Source organism: Bradyrhizobium monzae, assembly GCF_021458635.1.
In the GTDB taxonomy this organism is placed as follows: domain Bacteria; phylum Pseudomonadota; class Alphaproteobacteria; order Rhizobiales; family Xanthobacteraceae; genus Bradyrhizobium.
Map to the genome: position 1 here is coordinate 90,468 of NZ_JAIRDQ010000017.1, position 16,647 is coordinate 107,114.

Here is a 16,647-nt window from a genome sequence, read left to right on the forward strand (position 1 = left end):
TTAGAGGGAGAGTCGGCGAGACGGATCACCGCTCCTCCAAACCGAAACGCTTAATTCTTTGATCCAATTCAACTTTCTTGTTGGAATTCGATCTCGCATTACCGCAACTACGGTTGTCAGCTACGTTCTTGATTAGTCATCTCATCTTTTCTCGCCCGCGATGGCAGGCAGCCCCTTGTCATCATCGTGGGTGACAAGCGCACTGAGTTCGCTGCTGCGAGTGGCAGTATTCGGCCCGCGACAGCATCACAGAGCGAGCGCTGAAGATATTGCCGAGGCCGGAAACGACGCCGACCGGACACACACATCCGCGCGCCTGATCTCCGCCAATTCGGCCTGCAGCTATGATGCATGCATTCAATCAGAAAAACTAATGCGGTGGATTGTGCCTGCAGGTGCCGAGGCTGACGTTGAAGAGTTCGAAGCGAGGGAGGGGGGACACTTCAAGATCATCTTGTCGTTCGACAACGATATCGGAAAATCGTCGTCTCGGACGGACGTCGTATCAGCGCGGTTCCTTAGGCTTGTCCTGAATGAAAGCATTGTTCAAGCTGTAGATTTTGTGTCCGAGCGACCTGAATTTGCGGGCACGATGATAATGAGCTGGTTCTTCACACGTTAGGCGAAAAGACGCTTGTGAGCGTGGTCGCAGAGAACGTTCCGAAGGGCATAAGCAGAGCCGATCATGAATTAGGGATGGCGTCCTCTCTCAAAAACCTGGCGCGGTTTGTGGAAGCCGTTTGCGATCATTAAGCCGCTTTCTGGAGCATGTCGCAACCTAGCTTATCAGCGAGTAGCAGCGCACTTCGTTGAGGTCCGCTCATTGGGGCGCGGCGGACCGAAGTTGCTCAGATTGAGTACTCGTATTCGAATCATTTCCGACGTCAATCCTCCGGAATTCCGGCAATGCGTAAGCCTCGATAGATCCGTTGGCGTGCAGCCAGATAAGTCGGATGATCGCTGAGGGCGCTGCTGCTGTAGCGGCGAATATTGAATTGTGGATTAAGCGCGAGACCCGCCTTGGCAGCGATCTTCGCCTGTTCAAGGGCACCCGATAGCGCGAGGGATGCGGCAAGTCCAAAATGTGAGGTGGGATAATTTCGGTTCGTTTCGATGCTGCGGGAAAACCAGCCGATCGCTTCACCATCCCCATTAATCTGCAGCTTGGCGAAGCCAACAATCGATAGCCACCAAAAGGCAACGGTATCGCGAGGAGACAGGCGGAATGCCATGTTCACGTGCTGTTCGGTTTCCGCGCCGCGTCCGAGGAAAAGCTTCGCAAGGCCGATTTGGCCATGGGCTTCAGCCAAATTGTGGTTCAGGGTCAGCGCTCTCTCACACTCGGCAATCCCTTGATCTACACGTTTCGTTAAGATCAGAACATCTCCCAGGACCAAATGAGCACCTGCGTGCTTCGGCGCTTGAGAGAGTGCTCTCAGTATTGTCGCCTCGGCAGCCGCGAGACGTGCGGCTGTGTCGTTGTAGAATGTCGCTCCGACTATAACGTCCACGCCGGCAGTTCCAACCATCGCCTCAACGTTGCTGGAATCGAGAGATAATGCCTTCTCAAAGCAGGTACGGGCTTGTGCCATGTACTCTGGCGACCATCCTTTATTCCATGAAGCTCTGCCTTGAAAATAAAGATCCATTGAATTGGGAAGCTCTGATCGCTGTGATTGACGCGCTGCTTCATCCGTAAGTTGAGCCTGCAATTGATTGGCAAGCCTTGATACGATCTCATCCTGCATATCAAACAGATCGGAGACGGACTTATCGAAACGTTCGGCCCACAGATGGACCCCGTTCTCAGCGTCTACGAGCTGAACATTCACGCGAAGTCGATGATCGCCGCGCTGCACTGACCCTTCCAGCACATATCGCACGTTCAAATCTCGACCAACTTGTCTTACGTCAACTGCTTTGTCCTTAAAGGTGAACGCCGTGTTCCGGGCGATCACAAATAATCCGACGATACGCGAGAGGTCTGTGGTAAGGTTCTCTGTTACACCATCAACGAAGTACTGTTGTTCAGTATCGCCGCCGAGATTGACGAGAGGCAGTACAACGATGGAACGACTGGGCACAGATGGGCTTTGATGATGGGCCGGTGCCACTGAACCGGATCCCTTCCCGCACAGTGCGTACACTCGAACCGGACGGGCAATGTTTTTCAGGCTGCGGTCACCCAGATCGGCAAATTCGACGGCCACCTTGCCGTGAACATGTGAGTAGACCGACGAGGAGATACAAACACCGCCGGGTTCGGCTATCCCCTCAAGCCTCGCCGCGATATTCACCTCATCTCCAAAAATGTCGTGGGCTTCGACAATCACATCGCCAATATTTATGCCCACGCGGAAGCAGATGCGACTTTCTTTTGGATCGTCGATCGTCAGGTCATGAGTACGGCCTTGGAATTCGGTTGCGGCCCGAACTGCGCCAATAGCACTCGGAAACTCTGCCAGAAATCCGTCTCCGGTATACTTTACAATACGACCGCCGTGTTCGGAGATCGCCGGGTTGACCACGTTGACGAGAATTGAAGTCAGTTTGGCATGAGTTGCCTCTTCGTTATCATGCATGAGGCGCGAATATCCGGCCGTATCAGCAGCCAATACTGCCGATAACCTGCGCTCAACTCGCACTGGCCGCTCTTGCACCATCGGTCGCGCTCCACACTTGAGCCAGCGTATAATGAACGAGAAGCCCAGCCAAATCGCTTTGACGAGAGGCGTAATCGGGAATGGAAGGTAAACCGTTCTGACCGATTTGCAGACCAAATGCCGGCACTCGAACATGTGCTCCTGATGTCGCCTATTGGCCGGTTGTGTTGCAAAAGTCGAAAGTTGCAGGGCTCAAGAGTTTTCGCGAAAACATTGCGCAGCGATCGACCGCTGGCTCGTATGACCTCAATCGCGTTACCGAAGCCGCCTGAGAATTTTGCGTGAGGCCGTGAGGTCCCTCGCATCTTGTACGCGAAAGTCGCGCCAACGGCCCGCAGAATTTTGGTCATCGGCGAAAAACGACTTTCGCAACAATATCGGCCGATAGCGGAGCTGCAAGTCGTTGCGGCCGACGTCCGCTTTCGGGGGCAGACCGGACAGGGGCATCGCGTCGGGTGATGTCGTTGTTTGACCCAATTCGGACCTGGTGAGGATTCCCAATGAACCTCTCCGCCCTAGCTTAGACCTAACCATGGGGCTTTCGAAATTATTTGGTCATCGCCCCTGTCACGTAAGTGTCAGCAGGACAGACGGATAATCGAAGAGCGGCGAGTGTCCGTCGTCAGGTACGTCGTACCTTCAATTAATTGCACGTTGCCGGTCTGATTTCCTTCATAGGGATCCTTGAAACAGTAGCGCATCTCTCGGACTAGCGCAGAGCCGGTGGGGCTGCGCGTCCCCCGTCAATGCACCCATCGCACCAGAGGAGCAGCACAATGAACGTCAAGCGACAAATCTTTTCATGTTCGATCAGCGCTCTCGTGACCATGATGACCCTCCCGGCCTTCGCGGATTGCTCCGCCCTGCCGGATTTTTCGCAACTTCGTTCGGCGCTTGTCGGCGCCATCACGCCGGCGGCGGGTGCGAATGGCGGCCTTGGCTTCCACATGTGGGGTACGTTGGTCGCCAATGACGGCACCGTCTGCGCCGTTGCGTTCTCGGGCGGCCAAGGTACCTCGCAGTGGCTCGGAAGCCGCGTGATTTCCGCACAGAAGGCAAACACTGCAAATGATTTCAGTGTCGGTCAGAACGCCACACCTCCCGGCAGTCTGTTTCCGACCGGGCTTGCTTTGTCCACCGCCAACCTGTTTACCGCCGTCCAGCCGGGTGGCAGCCTCTACGGACTGCAGCACAGCAATCCAGTCGATACGGCAGCTGCATACGGCAACCGTCCATCGTTTTCCGGCAACGGTATCAGCACAGCAAACTTCAACCCGGGCCCGTCCAGCGGTTCAACATTCGGCACGCCGAATGATCCGATGGTCGGCCAACGCATCGGAGGCGTAAACGTGTTCGGGGGCGGCCTTGCGCTCTACCGTAACGGAGCCAAGGTCGGCGGTGTCGGTGTCAGCGGCGACACCTCCTGCACCGACCATATGGTGGCTTGGCGGGTCCGAAATGCCCTCGGGCTCGATCAACTACAAGGCGTCAAGGGCGTGGCAGATGCGGTCCATCCCGACAACATCATCTTCGACATCACCGCGAACGCTGACGGCACCGGCGGTACGGGACAGGCGCCCAACGGACAGGGCGGCGTCGGACATAGTGCGGGTGGATTTGGTCACCCAAAGTGCCTTAACAATCCTTCGGACGCCGCCGTGGCTGGTCTTCCGCCCGTGAAATGAAGGTTGTCATCGCGCGAGAAGCATGTGCTGCTTCTCGCGCTCAGTAACCCCGTGCTATTTGCGCAGCCCTGAGCCCGGTTATGGCCCGTGGCTGACCTCGATTCTTGGTCTCGCAAGGTCCACTTCCGAAAGCGGAGCGGAACGCCTTCTTAAAGCTCCCGAGGGCGGCCTTTGACCCGAAGCGGTCTTTTGGCCTCTTAAGCGTTACCCGGCGGGGCCGAATGAAGTGCCGCAGCGGGCGGGCGACAATTCACACTTGACTTTCGGCAAGGAACCGATTGCCACTTGTTCCCGTTACATCGCGATTTATGTTCATCTTTTCTCTTGCAGTTGCTCATGTTGCACCGCCGCGAACTATACTATTGCCCGCCTGCGCCGCGTCCTCCGCCAAATCGGTTGGGATTTGTCGAGCTATTGATCAAGCTGAGGCAAAACCCGCTTGCATGCTGGAGTGCGGATTTTTTTGAAGAACCCATAGCCAAACTCCGTCTGCCGTTCGCCGACGCATTCCTGGTTCATCAACCCCAGGCCATCAAGCGCGTGCTGATGGATAATTCGAAAAATTATCAAAAGGATACAATCCAACGCCGCATTCTCGCGTCTGGCCTGTCCGATGGTTTGCTGAGCGTCGAAGGCGAGCGTTGGGAGCTTCAACGACGGATACTCGCACCCGTATTCGCTCGCCGAACCGTCGGCGCGTTCACGAAGCCCATGACAGCGGCTGCGAATGAGCTAGCCGCAAAATGGACGAGGCTGGGACCTGGCGCCGTCGTAGACGTCGTCGCCGAGATGGCTCTGGTCACATTGAACGTGCTTGCACTTACGATCTTTTCCGACGGCATTGGCGGCGACTTCGAAGAATTTCGCCTGGCGATGAATGCCTATTTCAGCACGATCGGTCGCATAGGGGTGCTGGATCTGTTCGGTGTACCCAAGTTCGTTCCGCGCCCGGGCTATCGCCGCCTGCGTCACACGATGGCCTATTTCGAGGGGGTGATCGATACAATCATCCATCGGCGGGAGGAAACGCTTTCCGCTGTCGCCGCAAACGACGCGCCGGATGATCTCTTGACGTTGCTGTTGCGCTCGTTGGATCCCTCGACGGGACGGCAACTCAGCCGGACAGAGGTTCGCTCGAACATTCTCACTTTTCTTTCGGCGGGACATGAGACGACTGCGAACACTCTGGCTTGGTCGATCTTTTTGCTTTCACAAGTGCCCGAGTGGCGGGCACGTGTCGTGGAGGAAGCTGAACGTGAATTGTCCAATCCCGGAGATGACCTGGCCGACCGGTTGATCATCACAAAGGCAGTAATAGAAGAAGCGCTCCGCCTCTACCCACCAATCGCCGCACTCAGCCGGGCTGCGGTAGAGGCTGATGTGCTGGGTGATATGCCGGTCGGGCCAGGCTCGCTNGATCGTGATAGCGCCGTATGTTCTTCATCGACATCGCGAGCTGTGGGGCCGCCCCGATGCATTCGACCCCTCGCGTTTTTTACCGGAGAACCGCGACGGAATTTCACGTTTTGCCTTTTTGCCCTTCGGGATTGGGCCTCGGACTTGTATTGGTTCGTCCTTTGCCCTGCAGGAAGCTGCAATCGTTCTTGCTCTCTTAACCCGCCGCTTCGAAATGCGGCTGTTGCCGCACGCTGAGGTCTGGCCCCTTCAGCGCGTTACATTACGCCCCGCAAATGGGCTGCCGATGCAACTGGTTCCGAGGAGAGCGAGTTAACTGCTCGAAACGTTTTGCCGAGTGGAGGAAGCAAACGGTCAGACCGAATAGAACTTAAGGATCGTTGCCCGACATTTTCGTGCTTGGCCCGCGAAGTAAGCAAAAGGCAATGGAGGAGAAGATATGCTGCGTTCGGTCTTGTTAGTCGCGTCAGTCGTGATGATAACCGCGACCGCGGCCCTGGCGGACAGCAAATCCGATTGTCAGAAGGGTCTTGAGATGATCAAGGCAGAGCTCAAGAAGAAACATCCGGCTCCAGTGATGGCAACCTTGCGCAAGGCGCTTAGCGGTGCCGAGACCGAGGTGACGGAGGAAGATTGGCCCGAATGCATGGACTACATCAAGACCGCGCGTGCTGCGCTAAAACAATGAGCGCAACCGCAAACGAGTAGTGGTCATTTTGCTTCCGTCCCAAACGAGACTCACGAGGGCTCGCCAACCTAGCGTCGGCGCTTCTGTTGTCCCTGAGCTGAACAACGCAGAAGCCGCCACCATGTCGGCTGTCGGCAGGAGACCGGACGTTGTGCAACGATCGTGATGACCGACGCTTGTGACCCGAGGCGAACCAGTTTTAAACCGCATCAGGTCATGATGCCAGGCATGAAGCGTCGGACACGCGGATGGCCATCGATGTAGTGCCTCCAGACCATTGTGCGGCCGAAACGGTTTGGTTCTGTGATCACTGCGCCGTCAGGCACGATCACCCATTCATCGTCAATGAGGACGCGGTAACGCCCACGACTGGACTCCCAGTCCGCATCGGACACGATATATCCGTCGGCATCGGTACAGCACTTTCCAAATTCGCTCTGCAAGCTTTCAAACCACGACTTCAACGGAGAGTAGTCGTATCGGTCATCGTTACGTGCGAACGCTGGCGTCAGTAGCAACGCTGAGCCAGATAACAATGCCACGAGTTTCGCTGGAAACACCTCTGGCCTCCACGATGTTCAGGGGGCGATCCGCTGGTGTGGCGGAGCCTAGGCTGGCAACGTGGTAAACGATTGCGTTGCAGGCTGCCGCTGACAAGCGACGACAGCCACTATCGTCAGATGGTGTGTGATGGGACCGTTCGTCTCCACCGCTTACGGACGTGAGTCCTGCAATTCGTAGCGAAGGTTCAATATCGACTACAACTCAATTAAGGTCAGTGCAGTTGCTTGTTTGGTCCAGCGGGTCGGGTGGCACCGTGTCGTATGGCCAAATTGATCGCTTGTGACCCATCGCGCCCTTACTGGGCCGGCTCTGTTGGTCTGCTCCTTAGGGCTAAGCGGACAGATTATGCTGCCGCCCGATCTTCCATCTCCGCCCCGCGCATCACGATCTTAAGCACATCATCCGCAATGGTCGCAGCAGCGCTTTCGTCTCATCCCGCAGTCCGCGCATCCAAACGTCGCACCGGTTAAGGGATTGGTTACTGGTCACTGTCACCATTTACATATAGGTCGCATTATGCGGCAGCGCATTCTGAGAACAGTCTAATACTTCGGGACGCCCGGTTGGCGGTCTNTTTGTAGGAGAGGCCCAATGTTTAAGGGCTTCACGGCGGCAGTTGTGGCGCTGATTAGTACAGCGCAACTGGATCAATACCTAACCAACGGTCGATACACCGACGCGGCCATGGCTATGCTGCGGCAAATCAGGCACGCGTTCGGGTTTTGAGATTGTCCCTCGGGGACGACTTTGAGGCGTGTGATGNAAAAGATGCAGATGCCTCCGGGCTCTGCGATGCTCTCAAGTCGCGCCGCAATATTCACCCCGTCGCCGAAGATATCATGCGGCTCTACAATTACGTCCCCGATATTGATGCCCATGCGGAAAGCAATGCGATTATCTTCCGCCTCATCGATTGTAAGTTCATGAATGCGGGTTTGGAATTGCAAGGCAGCTCGAACCGCTTCGACCGCGCTCGGAAACTCCGCTAAGAACCCATCGCCAGTGTTTTTGACAATGCGGCCTCCGTGTTCACCTATTGCCGGGACGATAGCCTCGGTGAGGAGCACCGTTAGTGCGTAGCCTCTTCATCATTGTGCATGAGCCGCGAGTAGCCAGCGACGTCGGCGGCCAATATCGCCGACAATCTTCGCTCGATCCGGACTGGCCGCTCCTGCACCATCGCTCGCAACCCAAACCACAGCCTAGGAGGATCGGACAACACGGCCATGCGAATTTGACGTATTAGCCACCTAGGCGATATCGGCAGTTGGCCCATCGGCGAAGCAGCGATGTCCATCCACGAGGTCCGCTCATTGGGGTACGGCGGACTAGATTTGCTCAGGTGAGTTCTTCGCATTTCGACCCAAAGCTGTCATCAAGAGGGGCCACTTCAGGAGCATCCAAATACAAAGACCAGTTGCTTCAATCCCACTTGATTTAGTTCCCCAGTTTGGGGAACATCGTTCAACTAATAGGCGCTTCTCATTTCGGGCAGGATTCTAAGTTGAACGAACAGATGCATCCCTCTGCCCCGCACCATTTACCATTCTTCCTCTCCTCCCCGGATGGATCGGACCCTTTGATGGTGGTCATGGGCATTTTCCTCGTCGCGGTGATTCTGTGGGTCGGCACATTGTATTGGAAACTTCACAGCTTGCCTGAGCGCATGGCTCATAAATCGCAGAAGCTCCAGTTCGAGATCGTAGCGGTGCTCGGTCTGATTTCGCTCTTCACACACATGCATATTTTTTGGGTGGCCGGCCTACTGCTGGCTATGATCGACCTGCCAGACTTTGGGACGCCGCTACGCGCCATCGCCGGCTCGGTTGAGCGGATCGCAGACGCAACTCCGAATGGGCCCACGTCAAGCTCAGAAGGCGCATCGCCCGATAAGTCAGCTACATGCGATGCCGCGACCGAAAAGGGACAGAGCCGTGCTTGAACTTCTCCTCTGCTCCCTCATCACTATCCTTCCAGACTACCTTTTTCGCCGCTATCGTCAGGGCAAGCGCTTCGGCAAGGAGATCACTTTCTATTCGGTTTGGTACGAGCTTAGATGGGGCATTACCGGCTGCCTGATGCTCACCGTCGCGCTGATCACGATGATCTTCTATTTCCATCCTACGACAGATTCAGCGACACTTTACTACCGCACGGTGCCGATCCTGCCGGAAGGGTCGGGGCGCGTTGACCAAGTGAAAGTCAGCTTCAGCCAGGCCGTGAAGAAGGGCGATGTCCTGTTCACGCTGGACAGCTCCCGGCAGCAGGCTGCCTTTGAGACCGCGAAGCGAAAGGTCGCCGAGGTCGACGCCACGATGATCGCCGCGCAGTCGGACGTCGTGAAAGCGGAGGCCCAGATCCAGGAAGCCAGGGCCAATTATCAGCAAGCCAAGGACGAGCTCGACGTCAAGAGCGAGCTTCAGACCCGCAATCCCGGCATCGTGCCGCAGCGTGACATCGACAAGCTCAAGGTGCTGGTCGATCAACGCCAAGCTGGGATTGATGCCGCCTCGGCAGTTAAGGAGACCGCGAGCTTACAAGTATCGGCCTTGCTCCCGGCGCAGAAGGCAAGCGCCCAAGCAGCGCTCGATCAAGCTCAGGTTGACCTCGACAAGACCACTATCCGCGCGGGCGTCGATGGCCGCGTCGAGCAATTTTTCCTCCGTCCGGGTGACCTTGTCGCCCAAATCATGAGGCCGGCCGGCATTCTCATTCCCGATGGGGCAGGAAAGACCGCTCTTCAAGCCGGCTTTGGCCAGATCGAAGCGGGCGTGTTGAAAGAGGGCATGATTGCAGAAGCAACCTGCATCTCCAAGCCGTGGGTGATCATTCCGATGGTCATCACCAGCGTGCAAGACTATATCGCGGCCGGTCAATTTCAGGGTGGCCAGCAATTGATCGAGGCACAAAACGGTCCGAAGCCCGGGACGATCCTCGCGTTCCTCGAGCCGCTCTACAAGGGCGGTCTTGAAGGTGTAACTCCGGGTTCGAGTTGCATCGTAAATGCCTACACCAGCAATCACGACGTGATCGCCGATCCGAAGACCGGCGCGCTCAGAGGCTTTGCTTTGCACGTAGTCGACGCAACAGGGCTGGTCCATGCGTTGCTGTTGCGCATTCAGGCTTTGCTGCTGCCGGTCAAGACGCTGGTGCTGAGCGGCCACTAAAGGTGCCTTCAAGTGGGCTGGGCTAACCTCCATCGCGCTCAGAACATTAGCTTGTGACCCCGGACGACTTTCATCGCGCTAAGGCCTTGGTCGTCGGGTGTCGGGCGCAAATCCAACAAATATCAATCAGACCTCCTGCTACTCCTAAAAAGGTAGCATGCGTTACTTTCCACCCGTGCTGGGGGCAGAAATGCGAAGTGCGGAAGAATGCCGGGATCTTTCCCGACAATATTTAAATCAAGCGAACTTGCCAGGCGTATCGCCAAGAATGGCGACCGGGCTCAAAAATATGTCTAAGAGCTTTGCCGCTCTAGCCAATCAATTCGAAACGCTATCGGCTATCGCGGCGGATGAGCGCCGCCAGAAGTAAGGCCGCCCAGCTGGTTTCAGTCCACGTTGACTTCCTCTACTGGCCGATCTCCGAATCCGAACAACGTCCGCAATTGGTGGGTGACCGGACATCGATCGCAGGCCGCTCAATAAGCATAGCTTTTGACGATTGTCGACAAAATCACTGACACGTGTGGTGCAACCAACGCGATGTTGTTATTCTCGACGATGTTACTTTGAAGGCCTCGGTCAACCATGACTCGGTAGTTCAAATGGCAAGGAAGACGAAGAAGAGTGTCCGCCGCGTTTACACAGCGACCGACGTGAAAGAATTACGCCGGCACTCGAGGGCGCGCACGCCAGTCGTGAAGATCGCCAAGCAGATGAAGAGAACGGGCGGTTCGCTTCGCCAAAAGGCGATTACGCTGGGAATTCCACTCGGTCACCAGCGTTGACGCGTCTCGGTTCGTTTTCTTGACTCAACCGTCGAATCAACCGCGAACACGCTACACGTCGCAGCCAGGATCGTTCGTTTGTCGCCGGTCCGATTGAGCCTCACGAACGTATCGACGCCGCGAACAGTCTTACTTGTATTGTAGTCGCCATCGCCGCCGCCATATGGCTTCGGCATTCGCGGGTTCTTAATCGCGTTGGCTAGCACGGGGTCCATGGGACGCGTTCGTACGGCGTCCTTGCCATTTACCCGGTCCCACTGGGTGCGAAGTTCTGCGCGTCGAAGTATTCCGTACTGCGTTAGGTTTAATTTCAATGCCGGTTTGCCGTTTGCCCCCATGACGCAGCAATATCTCCTGTGCCGGTTGTCGCATCGCTGACGACTGGCAAGGGCCGCCAGTGGATTCCTTGGGTTGGAAAGCTGGCGGCCCCTAGGCGAGACGATTATCCGTCCCAAACCTCATCACTGAGCTTTTGGTCCAGCACCTCCGACAGCAGGGGCTCTTATCGAACGACAGCCCCGTATCTTAGCGCCAGAGAGCGCGCCGTCTGGCTTGAATCCCAAAATCAAAGATTCTCCGTTTTGGGGATATGCAAAAGTTACGGCCCATCGGTCTAAGGGCCGAACCGGCTAAGGATTCACGCCCCCCTTTGCTCAATCCGCTTCTGGGGCATAAGAGGACAAAGTCGGCCAAGTCCACGATGCCTGATAATGACCCCAAGCGGAAGTCGGCGGGGATCGACACTTGTACCGATCGATGTCTCAGACGCGGTATTATTTAGACAGAAATTGGTTGTCGGGTTCAGCCCACGTTGGCAGACTGGAGCCGGTCGCCATTGCTTGGGAGCATGCCCATGTCACGCCGCGACGAAAGCGTTCCGACGTCAGCTGTGAAGGCCCCCCTCGCGGAGGAGCGCGCGTCGCGGCGCCGCAAACTCATCAACAAGATTATGAACGTGATTGTAGTGGTTGGGATCGCTATCGATCTGTTCTTTGCCATCCTCTACTCGGTGCTCGACACCCGAGCCTACGCTATTGCTATCGGGGCGAACCTCGCGACTGCGGCCCTGTGGGCCATGACACCTTTATTTTATCGTTGGCCAGGCCCATTCGCTGGCGTGTGGTTTCTTGGGGTATTTATAGCGGCAATGCTGAGCTTCACGTTATTGCTTGGACACGCATCGGGCTCCCATTTGTTTTTGATTCTTGTCGCGATTTTTTCGCTGATCTTCCTCGGCCCTCGTCCGATTGTACTACCGGCGCTCACGACCCTGTTCGCCTGGGGAGCGTTCGTCGTCGCAGTCAAGGTTCTGCCTCGTTGGCCATCCCACATCCCGATGTCGATAGATCAGTCATAAGCTCTTTTCTACGCCACTTCGGCACTGACGATGTGTGTGCTCTTCCTCACCACCCGATATTCAATCCATCTAGTTGACACGGCCGAGGCGGCGCTGGAGCACGAATACCGTCGTTCGGAGGCGCTTCTACTCAACGTTCTTCCTGGACCGGTGGCTGAACGCCTTAAGTCGGGCGAACAGATCGCTGATGGATACAACTGCATTAGCGTGCTCTTCGCGGACATCGTCGGATTTACGGCAGCCGCGCGTCGGGCGGGCCCCGAGGCGACGGTCGGCATGCTGAACCGCTTCTTCTCCGTCGCGGACGAACTCGCTCAGCGGCTCGGTTGCGAGAAAATTAAGACGATCGGAGACTGCGTAATGGCGGCCGCTGGTTTGCCCGAACCTACTTCCAGCCACGCTGAGGTTCTTGCCCGCTACGCGCTTGATCTCAGGGAGACGATGGAGGGAGAAGCCTTCGCGGGCGCGCCGCTCAAATTGAGGATCGGAATTCATTCAGGCCCGGCAGTCGCGGGTGTGATCGGCCGCAGCCGCTTCGCCTACGATTTGTGGGGTGATACCGTCAACGTGGCGTCGCGAATCCAGCATGCGGCCAAGCCCGACGAAATTCAGCTTTCGAATGCGACACGTGAGCTTCTCGGAGCGAATTTCTGCTGCACTGAGGTTGGCGATGTCGAGACACGGGGAGCGGGTCGGGTGGGCGTCTGGCGTCTGGATCGCCGGCTTGAAAGAGTCACTTAAGATCCTGCCGTCCGCATGCCCGCATAGACGGCGACCTTCGCCAACTCACCGTCGTTTGCGGCGCGCTGACACCTGTCCGACAGATGCGTGTCAGGGGCAACTCCGACATGACCAGCATCAGGCCAAATCGACGCTCCTGGCCCGCTGCGGAGCTTGGTGGCCCCTGGCTGTACGTCCGGGTCTGAGGGCGCAGCGGACTCGCGATACCGAAAGCGAGAGGTCTCACTTTGACCCGTTGCAGACCTCGTCCTTGCCGGCGACCTAACTAGTCGGCAATAAGGAACTCGGCTGCACCCATCGTCTTGTCGAGGATGGACTCAATGTAAAGCTTCGATCTTCCGCTGCTTGGTCCACTTCGTGACCCGCACCCGTTCGGCCTGAAACGCTTATTGATCTCCTACGTAGGGTTAGCTCTTGTCTTTCAAGACCCGCTATGGCGGTGTATGGTTCACCCGCTACTTTGAGCTGCCATCGCGAATGTGCCGAGCATTCAATTTTCAAAGGCAGCGACAGGGCCATCGGCAGGCAGCAAGGCTGTCCTAAGCCAAGCGACTTTATTGGGCTGTTGCCCTCGATTGATTATGCCAGAGCAATTCCATTGCAGGAGTAATTCAATGGGAAAGACCTTTATCTTGATTACTGCCGCTTCCACAATCTTCGTCGGTGCGTGCGGAGTTGCGCAGTCGGAGCCGATCGGACGGTATGAATGCAACATCGTTGGAGCGGCCAGCCAAGACCCCATCGGGGACCGCGATGGGCATCGGATCGTCGGCACGCAATATGCCTGCGCCGGTGTTGATGGTCTCCTGAAAGGCGCACAGTACACTGGAAGTTCTACGAGTGAATGGGATGGCCCCAAAGGCCGGTACCTAAACGGGATCGGAATGCTGCGCTCACCCAATGGGATTGGCGTCACACTAGTCACTGAAGGTGTCGGCTCGGTAGTCATGAAGGACGGCAAACCGGTGGGAAGCGAAAGCACCGGTAAGGCAGTCTATCAATTCGCGACTGGTGTATTTGCGCCGCTCTCAGGGAAGGCGGTCAAATGGGCAGTTCAACCCGCAGGGTTCAATCGGTTTAGCCTTGAAGTCATGACAGACGATGAGGTGACCACTGCAGCCGCCAAGCAATAACTCCTTGCTGCGTCGTTGCGGCCCCCCGTCTTGAGACTTAGTCAAGACGGGTGGCCGTACGCTGACGGGCGGGCCAGAAGCGCGCGGCAGCGCATGGCTGACGATTACACGATTACAATGTGGACGGTCGTTCGGCGCGCCCATCCGTGACTCTTTGGGCCTTCGGCGGACGACTGGTCAATTATTCTAGGCGTGTACCGCTGACGTTTAGCTGTAGCTTTAGGTGATGCTGCGGTGCATGGGTCCGGTTGTGGTCGCTTAGCGGACCAACGGACGAGCGATATTCTGCTCATCAATCCAAAGCGGACTTTCCAAATTGAAACATCGAAGGGGCAGGGGATATCCACTCCTCCGAACCGGAAATAGCCAAGGCGTTACAGTGTTAGAAAATTTTGATCAGTCTGCCTCGGGCTCGCGTGAGTAGCTACGGTGACAAACTACAAATAGGTCTCGACTTGTGGACCGCGTCTGCCGCAGCATGCAGCCGGAGTACTCGGGGGTTATTGGGGACCGTCGAGAGGTGAGCGCGTTAGTCTTCCCACAAGCGCTTCCCGCACCCGCATTCGAACATGTGAGTGATTTCTCCGGACTCAGAGTTCACCACTGTTCGTACAAGCTTCATTTTCTTGCCGCAGAATCGGCAGCTTCTGCTTGAGTTGTCCTCGAGAACGCAAATCTTCTCAGCGCGAAAAACTTCCATGAGCCCCCCTTCCTGAGGTGAGGAAATTACGACCTATTACAGCGGGGAAATGGAAGAACTGGTCCGAAGTCGCGACAAATTTGCGACTGCACTCGGAGCAAATTAAGACGTCCCAGTGACCCTGGCATGCTCTTTTAAGCGGTACCCCATCCGGATGACCCAGTAGTGGAACGGAGCGTTCGCTATTCCTGATCCAGATTTTGCTGATGTAATTTCTGCGCACGACCGTTGGTCGCTGAGCCTAGAACAAAACGGTGACGCCGGTTGAATGGGGCTTATGCCGAAACGACACCACCATTGCCAGCCAGTGCTGGGTGAGGGCGCGAGCGTGGTCCTTGGGCTGCTTTGTGCATCTCTCTGCGCGGCCGAGTAGTCGGGTTAACGAAGCCCTGAACGGAAATAGTCGCTCAAGGGTTTCGGCACGGCGGTCCAGACCAGCAATTGTCCGGTAGGTGAGCCAATTGCTCTTTCCAGAACGGATCTCACCTCCCAGGGGATAAAACAAAGGACGACTTCCGCTCAGGCGCCGGTTTCTCACAATTCGCGTGTTACGGGCAGAGCTTGATTCGCATTGCTGCTATTGAAACGCAGCGGTCCTGATGATCTCGGTCTAGGGCATGCGCGGCGGATCGAGCGGAGGCTTTGAATCGACTTGGCGCTTTGGTTATCGATAGGGGCTCGGCGTGTCGGGATCTTCCTGCTTCGAGCGCGGCGATCTGGTGATGCTTACGGAGGATGGCGTGCGCTGGATGGTGGCTAACCCAAAGCTTCACGTGCGCTGGAGACATCGGCGCGGCGTCATCGAAAGCAATTCTAGGAGCGGCTGGCATCGCGTGCGTTGGGACGGTAACAAATCGTCAACCGAGGCAATACCGGCGAAGTTCCTGCTACCGGAAGTGTCGGAGGCGGCATGAGTGGCATCAGCGTGAACGTCCAATGGAGTTTGGGCAGAACTTTGGAAGAATCTGACACGCGCGCCATGGAAAATTGCCCCCTCGGCGTCACGAGGAATAGGCCCGTCGTGGATTGATCCACGGGGGCAGGTGATGAAGACGCCGGACGACGTGGCGCAGATGTTGCGCCTGAGGGCGTGCGGGTGGGACCTGAGGCGGATTTCGCGGCAGCTGGGCTGCAGCCAAGATACGGCGAAGGAGCACGTGGCGGCGGGCGGCGTGAAGCCTTTCAAGTCGCCTGAGCGCCCGAAGCGGCTCGATGGCCTCGAAGGCTGACTGCGCGAGAGGTTCATTCGGCATCGCGGCAATGCGGATGTAGTGCGCCAGGACCTGTTGGCCGAGGAAGGCGTGGCAGTCAGCCGGCGAACGCTGCAACGCGCCGTGCAGCTGTATCGCCAGGCACTGAAAGCGGAGGCGCTGGCGACGACGCGATTTGAGACGCCCCGGGCCGCCAGCTACAGATAGACTTCGTCTGGTCAGCCACTATTGCCAACATTCGTAGAAGCGATCGTCTCCGCTTACGTAGCATTGAATAACCAGCTAGCGCTGAAAATATCCATCAGTTTGTTGGAAACACGACAGACCACAGGTGGCATCGATCCCGCTCTGTCTCGAAATTCAATACTCGAGGACCTCCGAGTGATCGAGGATGGACTGGAGCGGCTCCGGCCGCCACCCCAACGGCTGAGGCGGTGATCTAGGGCGTGTACTCATAAACCTGTCGTTTCGGAAGCGGCGAGGTCCGCTTTGCGGTCGGAAGCGGACATGCGAGGCGCACTTGGTCATGTCCGCGTG

Annotated in this window: 14 protein-coding genes and 2 pseudogenes; 13 read left to right on the forward strand and 3 right to left on the reverse strand. The window is 56.7% G+C overall.

The window, feature by feature from the left end; genetic code table 11:
* The first annotated feature begins 373 nt into the window (after window positions 1-373).
* Window positions 374-622 carry a hypothetical protein gene (locus K3F49_RS39775; protein ID WP_452101159.1) on the forward strand — a complete coding sequence of 83 codons (249 nt, stop codon included), beginning with the start codon at window positions 374-376 and terminating at the stop codon, window positions 620-622.
* A gap of 262 nt (window positions 623-884) precedes the next feature.
* On the opposite strand, the gene K3F49_RS37530 is transcribed toward K3F49_RS39775, so the two are convergent.
* A complete protein-coding gene (locus K3F49_RS37530; protein ID WP_234685891.1) occupies window positions 885-2,663 on the reverse strand; it encodes an adenylate/guanylate cyclase domain-containing protein in 1,779 nt (592 codons plus the stop codon).
* Between the two features lie 776 nt (window positions 2,664-3,439).
* Here K3F49_RS37530 and K3F49_RS37535 point away from each other — a divergent pair.
* The 4 genes and pseudogenes from K3F49_RS37535 (at window position 3,440) to K3F49_RS37545 (ending at window position 6,452) form a co-directional block, all read left to right on the forward strand.
* Window positions 3,440-4,348 carry a heme-binding protein gene (locus K3F49_RS37535; RefSeq protein ID WP_234685892.1) on the forward strand — a complete coding sequence of 303 codons (909 nt, stop codon included), beginning with the start codon at window positions 3,440-3,442 and terminating at the stop codon, window positions 4,346-4,348.
* A gap of 336 nt (window positions 4,349-4,684) precedes the next feature.
* A pseudogene (locus tag K3F49_RS37540) lies at window positions 4,685-5,692 on the forward strand (cytochrome P450); the annotation flags it as partial.
* Window positions 5,693-5,726: 34 nt separating this feature from the next.
* Window positions 5,727-6,080, forward strand: a complete 354-nt coding sequence (locus tag K3F49_RS39330) for a cytochrome P450 (protein WP_276575462.1) — start codon at window positions 5,727-5,729, stop codon at window positions 6,078-6,080.
* A gap of 123 nt (window positions 6,081-6,203) precedes the next feature.
* The gene (locus tag K3F49_RS37545; protein ID WP_234685893.1) at window positions 6,204-6,452 is read left to right on the forward strand and encodes a histidine kinase; all 249 of its coding nucleotides are present in this window, start codon (window positions 6,204-6,206) and stop codon (window positions 6,450-6,452) included.
* Between the two features lie 209 nt (window positions 6,453-6,661).
* On the opposite strand, the gene K3F49_RS37550 is transcribed toward K3F49_RS37545, so the two are convergent.
* Window positions 6,662-7,012 carry a hypothetical protein gene (locus K3F49_RS37550; protein ID WP_234685894.1) on the reverse strand — a complete coding sequence of 117 codons (351 nt, stop codon included), beginning with the start codon at window positions 7,010-7,012 and terminating at the stop codon, window positions 6,662-6,664.
* Window positions 7,013-7,607: 595 nt separating this feature from the next.
* Here K3F49_RS37550 and K3F49_RS39335 point away from each other — a divergent pair.
* Entirely contained in the window at window positions 7,608-7,742 is a 135-nt protein-coding gene (locus tag K3F49_RS39335) for a hypothetical protein (RefSeq protein ID WP_276575444.1), read from the forward strand.
* A 41-nt stretch (window positions 7,743-7,783) separates the two neighbouring features.
* Here K3F49_RS39335 and K3F49_RS37555 read toward each other — a convergent pair.
* Window positions 7,784-8,196, reverse strand: a pseudogene (locus K3F49_RS37555) (adenylate/guanylate cyclase domain-containing protein); the annotation flags it as partial.
* A gap of 324 nt (window positions 8,197-8,520) precedes the next feature.
* On the opposite strand from K3F49_RS37555, the gene K3F49_RS37560 reads away from it, so the two are divergent.
* The 7 genes from K3F49_RS37560 to K3F49_RS37590 all read left to right on the forward strand — a co-directional run bounded on the left by K3F49_RS37560 (window position 8,521) and on the right by K3F49_RS37590 (window position 16,128).
* The gene (locus tag K3F49_RS37560) at window positions 8,521-8,958 is read left to right on the forward strand and encodes a hypothetical protein (protein ID WP_234685895.1); all 438 of its coding nucleotides are present in this window, start codon (window positions 8,521-8,523) and stop codon (window positions 8,956-8,958) included.
* Window positions 8,951-10,183 carry an HlyD family secretion protein gene (locus K3F49_RS37565; protein ID WP_234685896.1) on the forward strand — a complete coding sequence of 411 codons (1,233 nt, stop codon included), beginning with the start codon at window positions 8,951-8,953 and terminating at the stop codon, window positions 10,181-10,183. The genes K3F49_RS37560 and K3F49_RS37565 overlap by 8 nt, the downstream gene beginning before the upstream one ends.
* Before the next feature lie 602 nt (window positions 10,184-10,785).
* Entirely contained in the window at window positions 10,786-10,968 is a 183-nt protein-coding gene (locus K3F49_RS37570; RefSeq protein ID WP_234685905.1) for a hypothetical protein, read from the forward strand.
* Between the two features lie 853 nt (window positions 10,969-11,821).
* Window positions 11,822-12,325 (forward strand): hypothetical protein, encoded by a 504-nt coding sequence (locus K3F49_RS37575; protein WP_234685897.1) that lies wholly within the window; start codon window positions 11,822-11,824, stop codon window positions 12,323-12,325.
* A 30-nt stretch (window positions 12,326-12,355) separates the two neighbouring features.
* Entirely contained in the window at window positions 12,356-13,066 is a 711-nt protein-coding gene (locus tag K3F49_RS37580) for an adenylate/guanylate cyclase domain-containing protein (RefSeq protein ID WP_234685898.1), read from the forward strand.
* A gap of 614 nt (window positions 13,067-13,680) precedes the next feature.
* Window positions 13,681-14,199: a hypothetical protein gene (locus K3F49_RS37585; protein ID WP_234685899.1), complete on the forward strand. Its 519-nt coding sequence runs from the start codon at window positions 13,681-13,683 to the stop codon at window positions 14,197-14,199.
* Between the two features lie 1,746 nt (window positions 14,200-15,945).
* The gene (locus tag K3F49_RS37590) at window positions 15,946-16,128 is read left to right on the forward strand and encodes a hypothetical protein (protein WP_234685900.1); all 183 of its coding nucleotides are present in this window, start codon (window positions 15,946-15,948) and stop codon (window positions 16,126-16,128) included.
* Window positions 16,129-16,647: the final 519 nt, after the last annotated feature.

Coding starts and splice junctions, on each gene's coding strand:
- K3F49_RS39335 (WP_276575444.1), top strand. CDS start 7,608: ATGTTTAAGGGCTTCACGGCGGCAGTTGTGGCGCTGATTAGTACAGCG.
- K3F49_RS37535 (WP_234685892.1), top strand. CDS start 3,440: ATGAACGTCAAGCGACAAATCTTTTCATGTTCGATCAGCGCTCTCGTG.
- K3F49_RS37580 (WP_234685898.1), top strand. CDS start 12,356: ATGTGTGTGCTCTTCCTCACCACCCGATATTCAATCCATCTAGTTGAC.
- K3F49_RS37575 (WP_234685897.1), top strand. CDS start 11,822: ATGTCACGCCGCGACGAAAGCGTTCCGACGTCAGCTGTGAAGGCCCCC.
- K3F49_RS37545 (WP_234685893.1), top strand. CDS start 6,204: ATGCTGCGTTCGGTCTTGTTAGTCGCGTCAGTCGTGATGATAACCGCG.
- K3F49_RS37590 (WP_234685900.1), top strand. CDS start 15,946: ATGAAGACGCCGGACGACGTGGCGCAGATGTTGCGCCTGAGGGCGTGC.
- K3F49_RS37585 (WP_234685899.1), top strand. CDS start 13,681: ATGGGAAAGACCTTTATCTTGATTACTGCCGCTTCCACAATCTTCGTC.
- K3F49_RS37570 (WP_234685905.1), top strand. CDS start 10,786: ATGGCAAGGAAGACGAAGAAGAGTGTCCGCCGCGTTTACACAGCGACC.
- K3F49_RS37530 (WP_234685891.1), bottom strand. CDS start 2,663: ATGGTGCAAGAGCGGCCAGTGCGAGTTGAGCGCAGGTTATCGGCAGTA.
- K3F49_RS39775 (WP_452101159.1), top strand. CDS start 374: ATGCGGTGGATTGTGCCTGCAGGTGCCGAGGCTGACGTTGAAGAGTTC.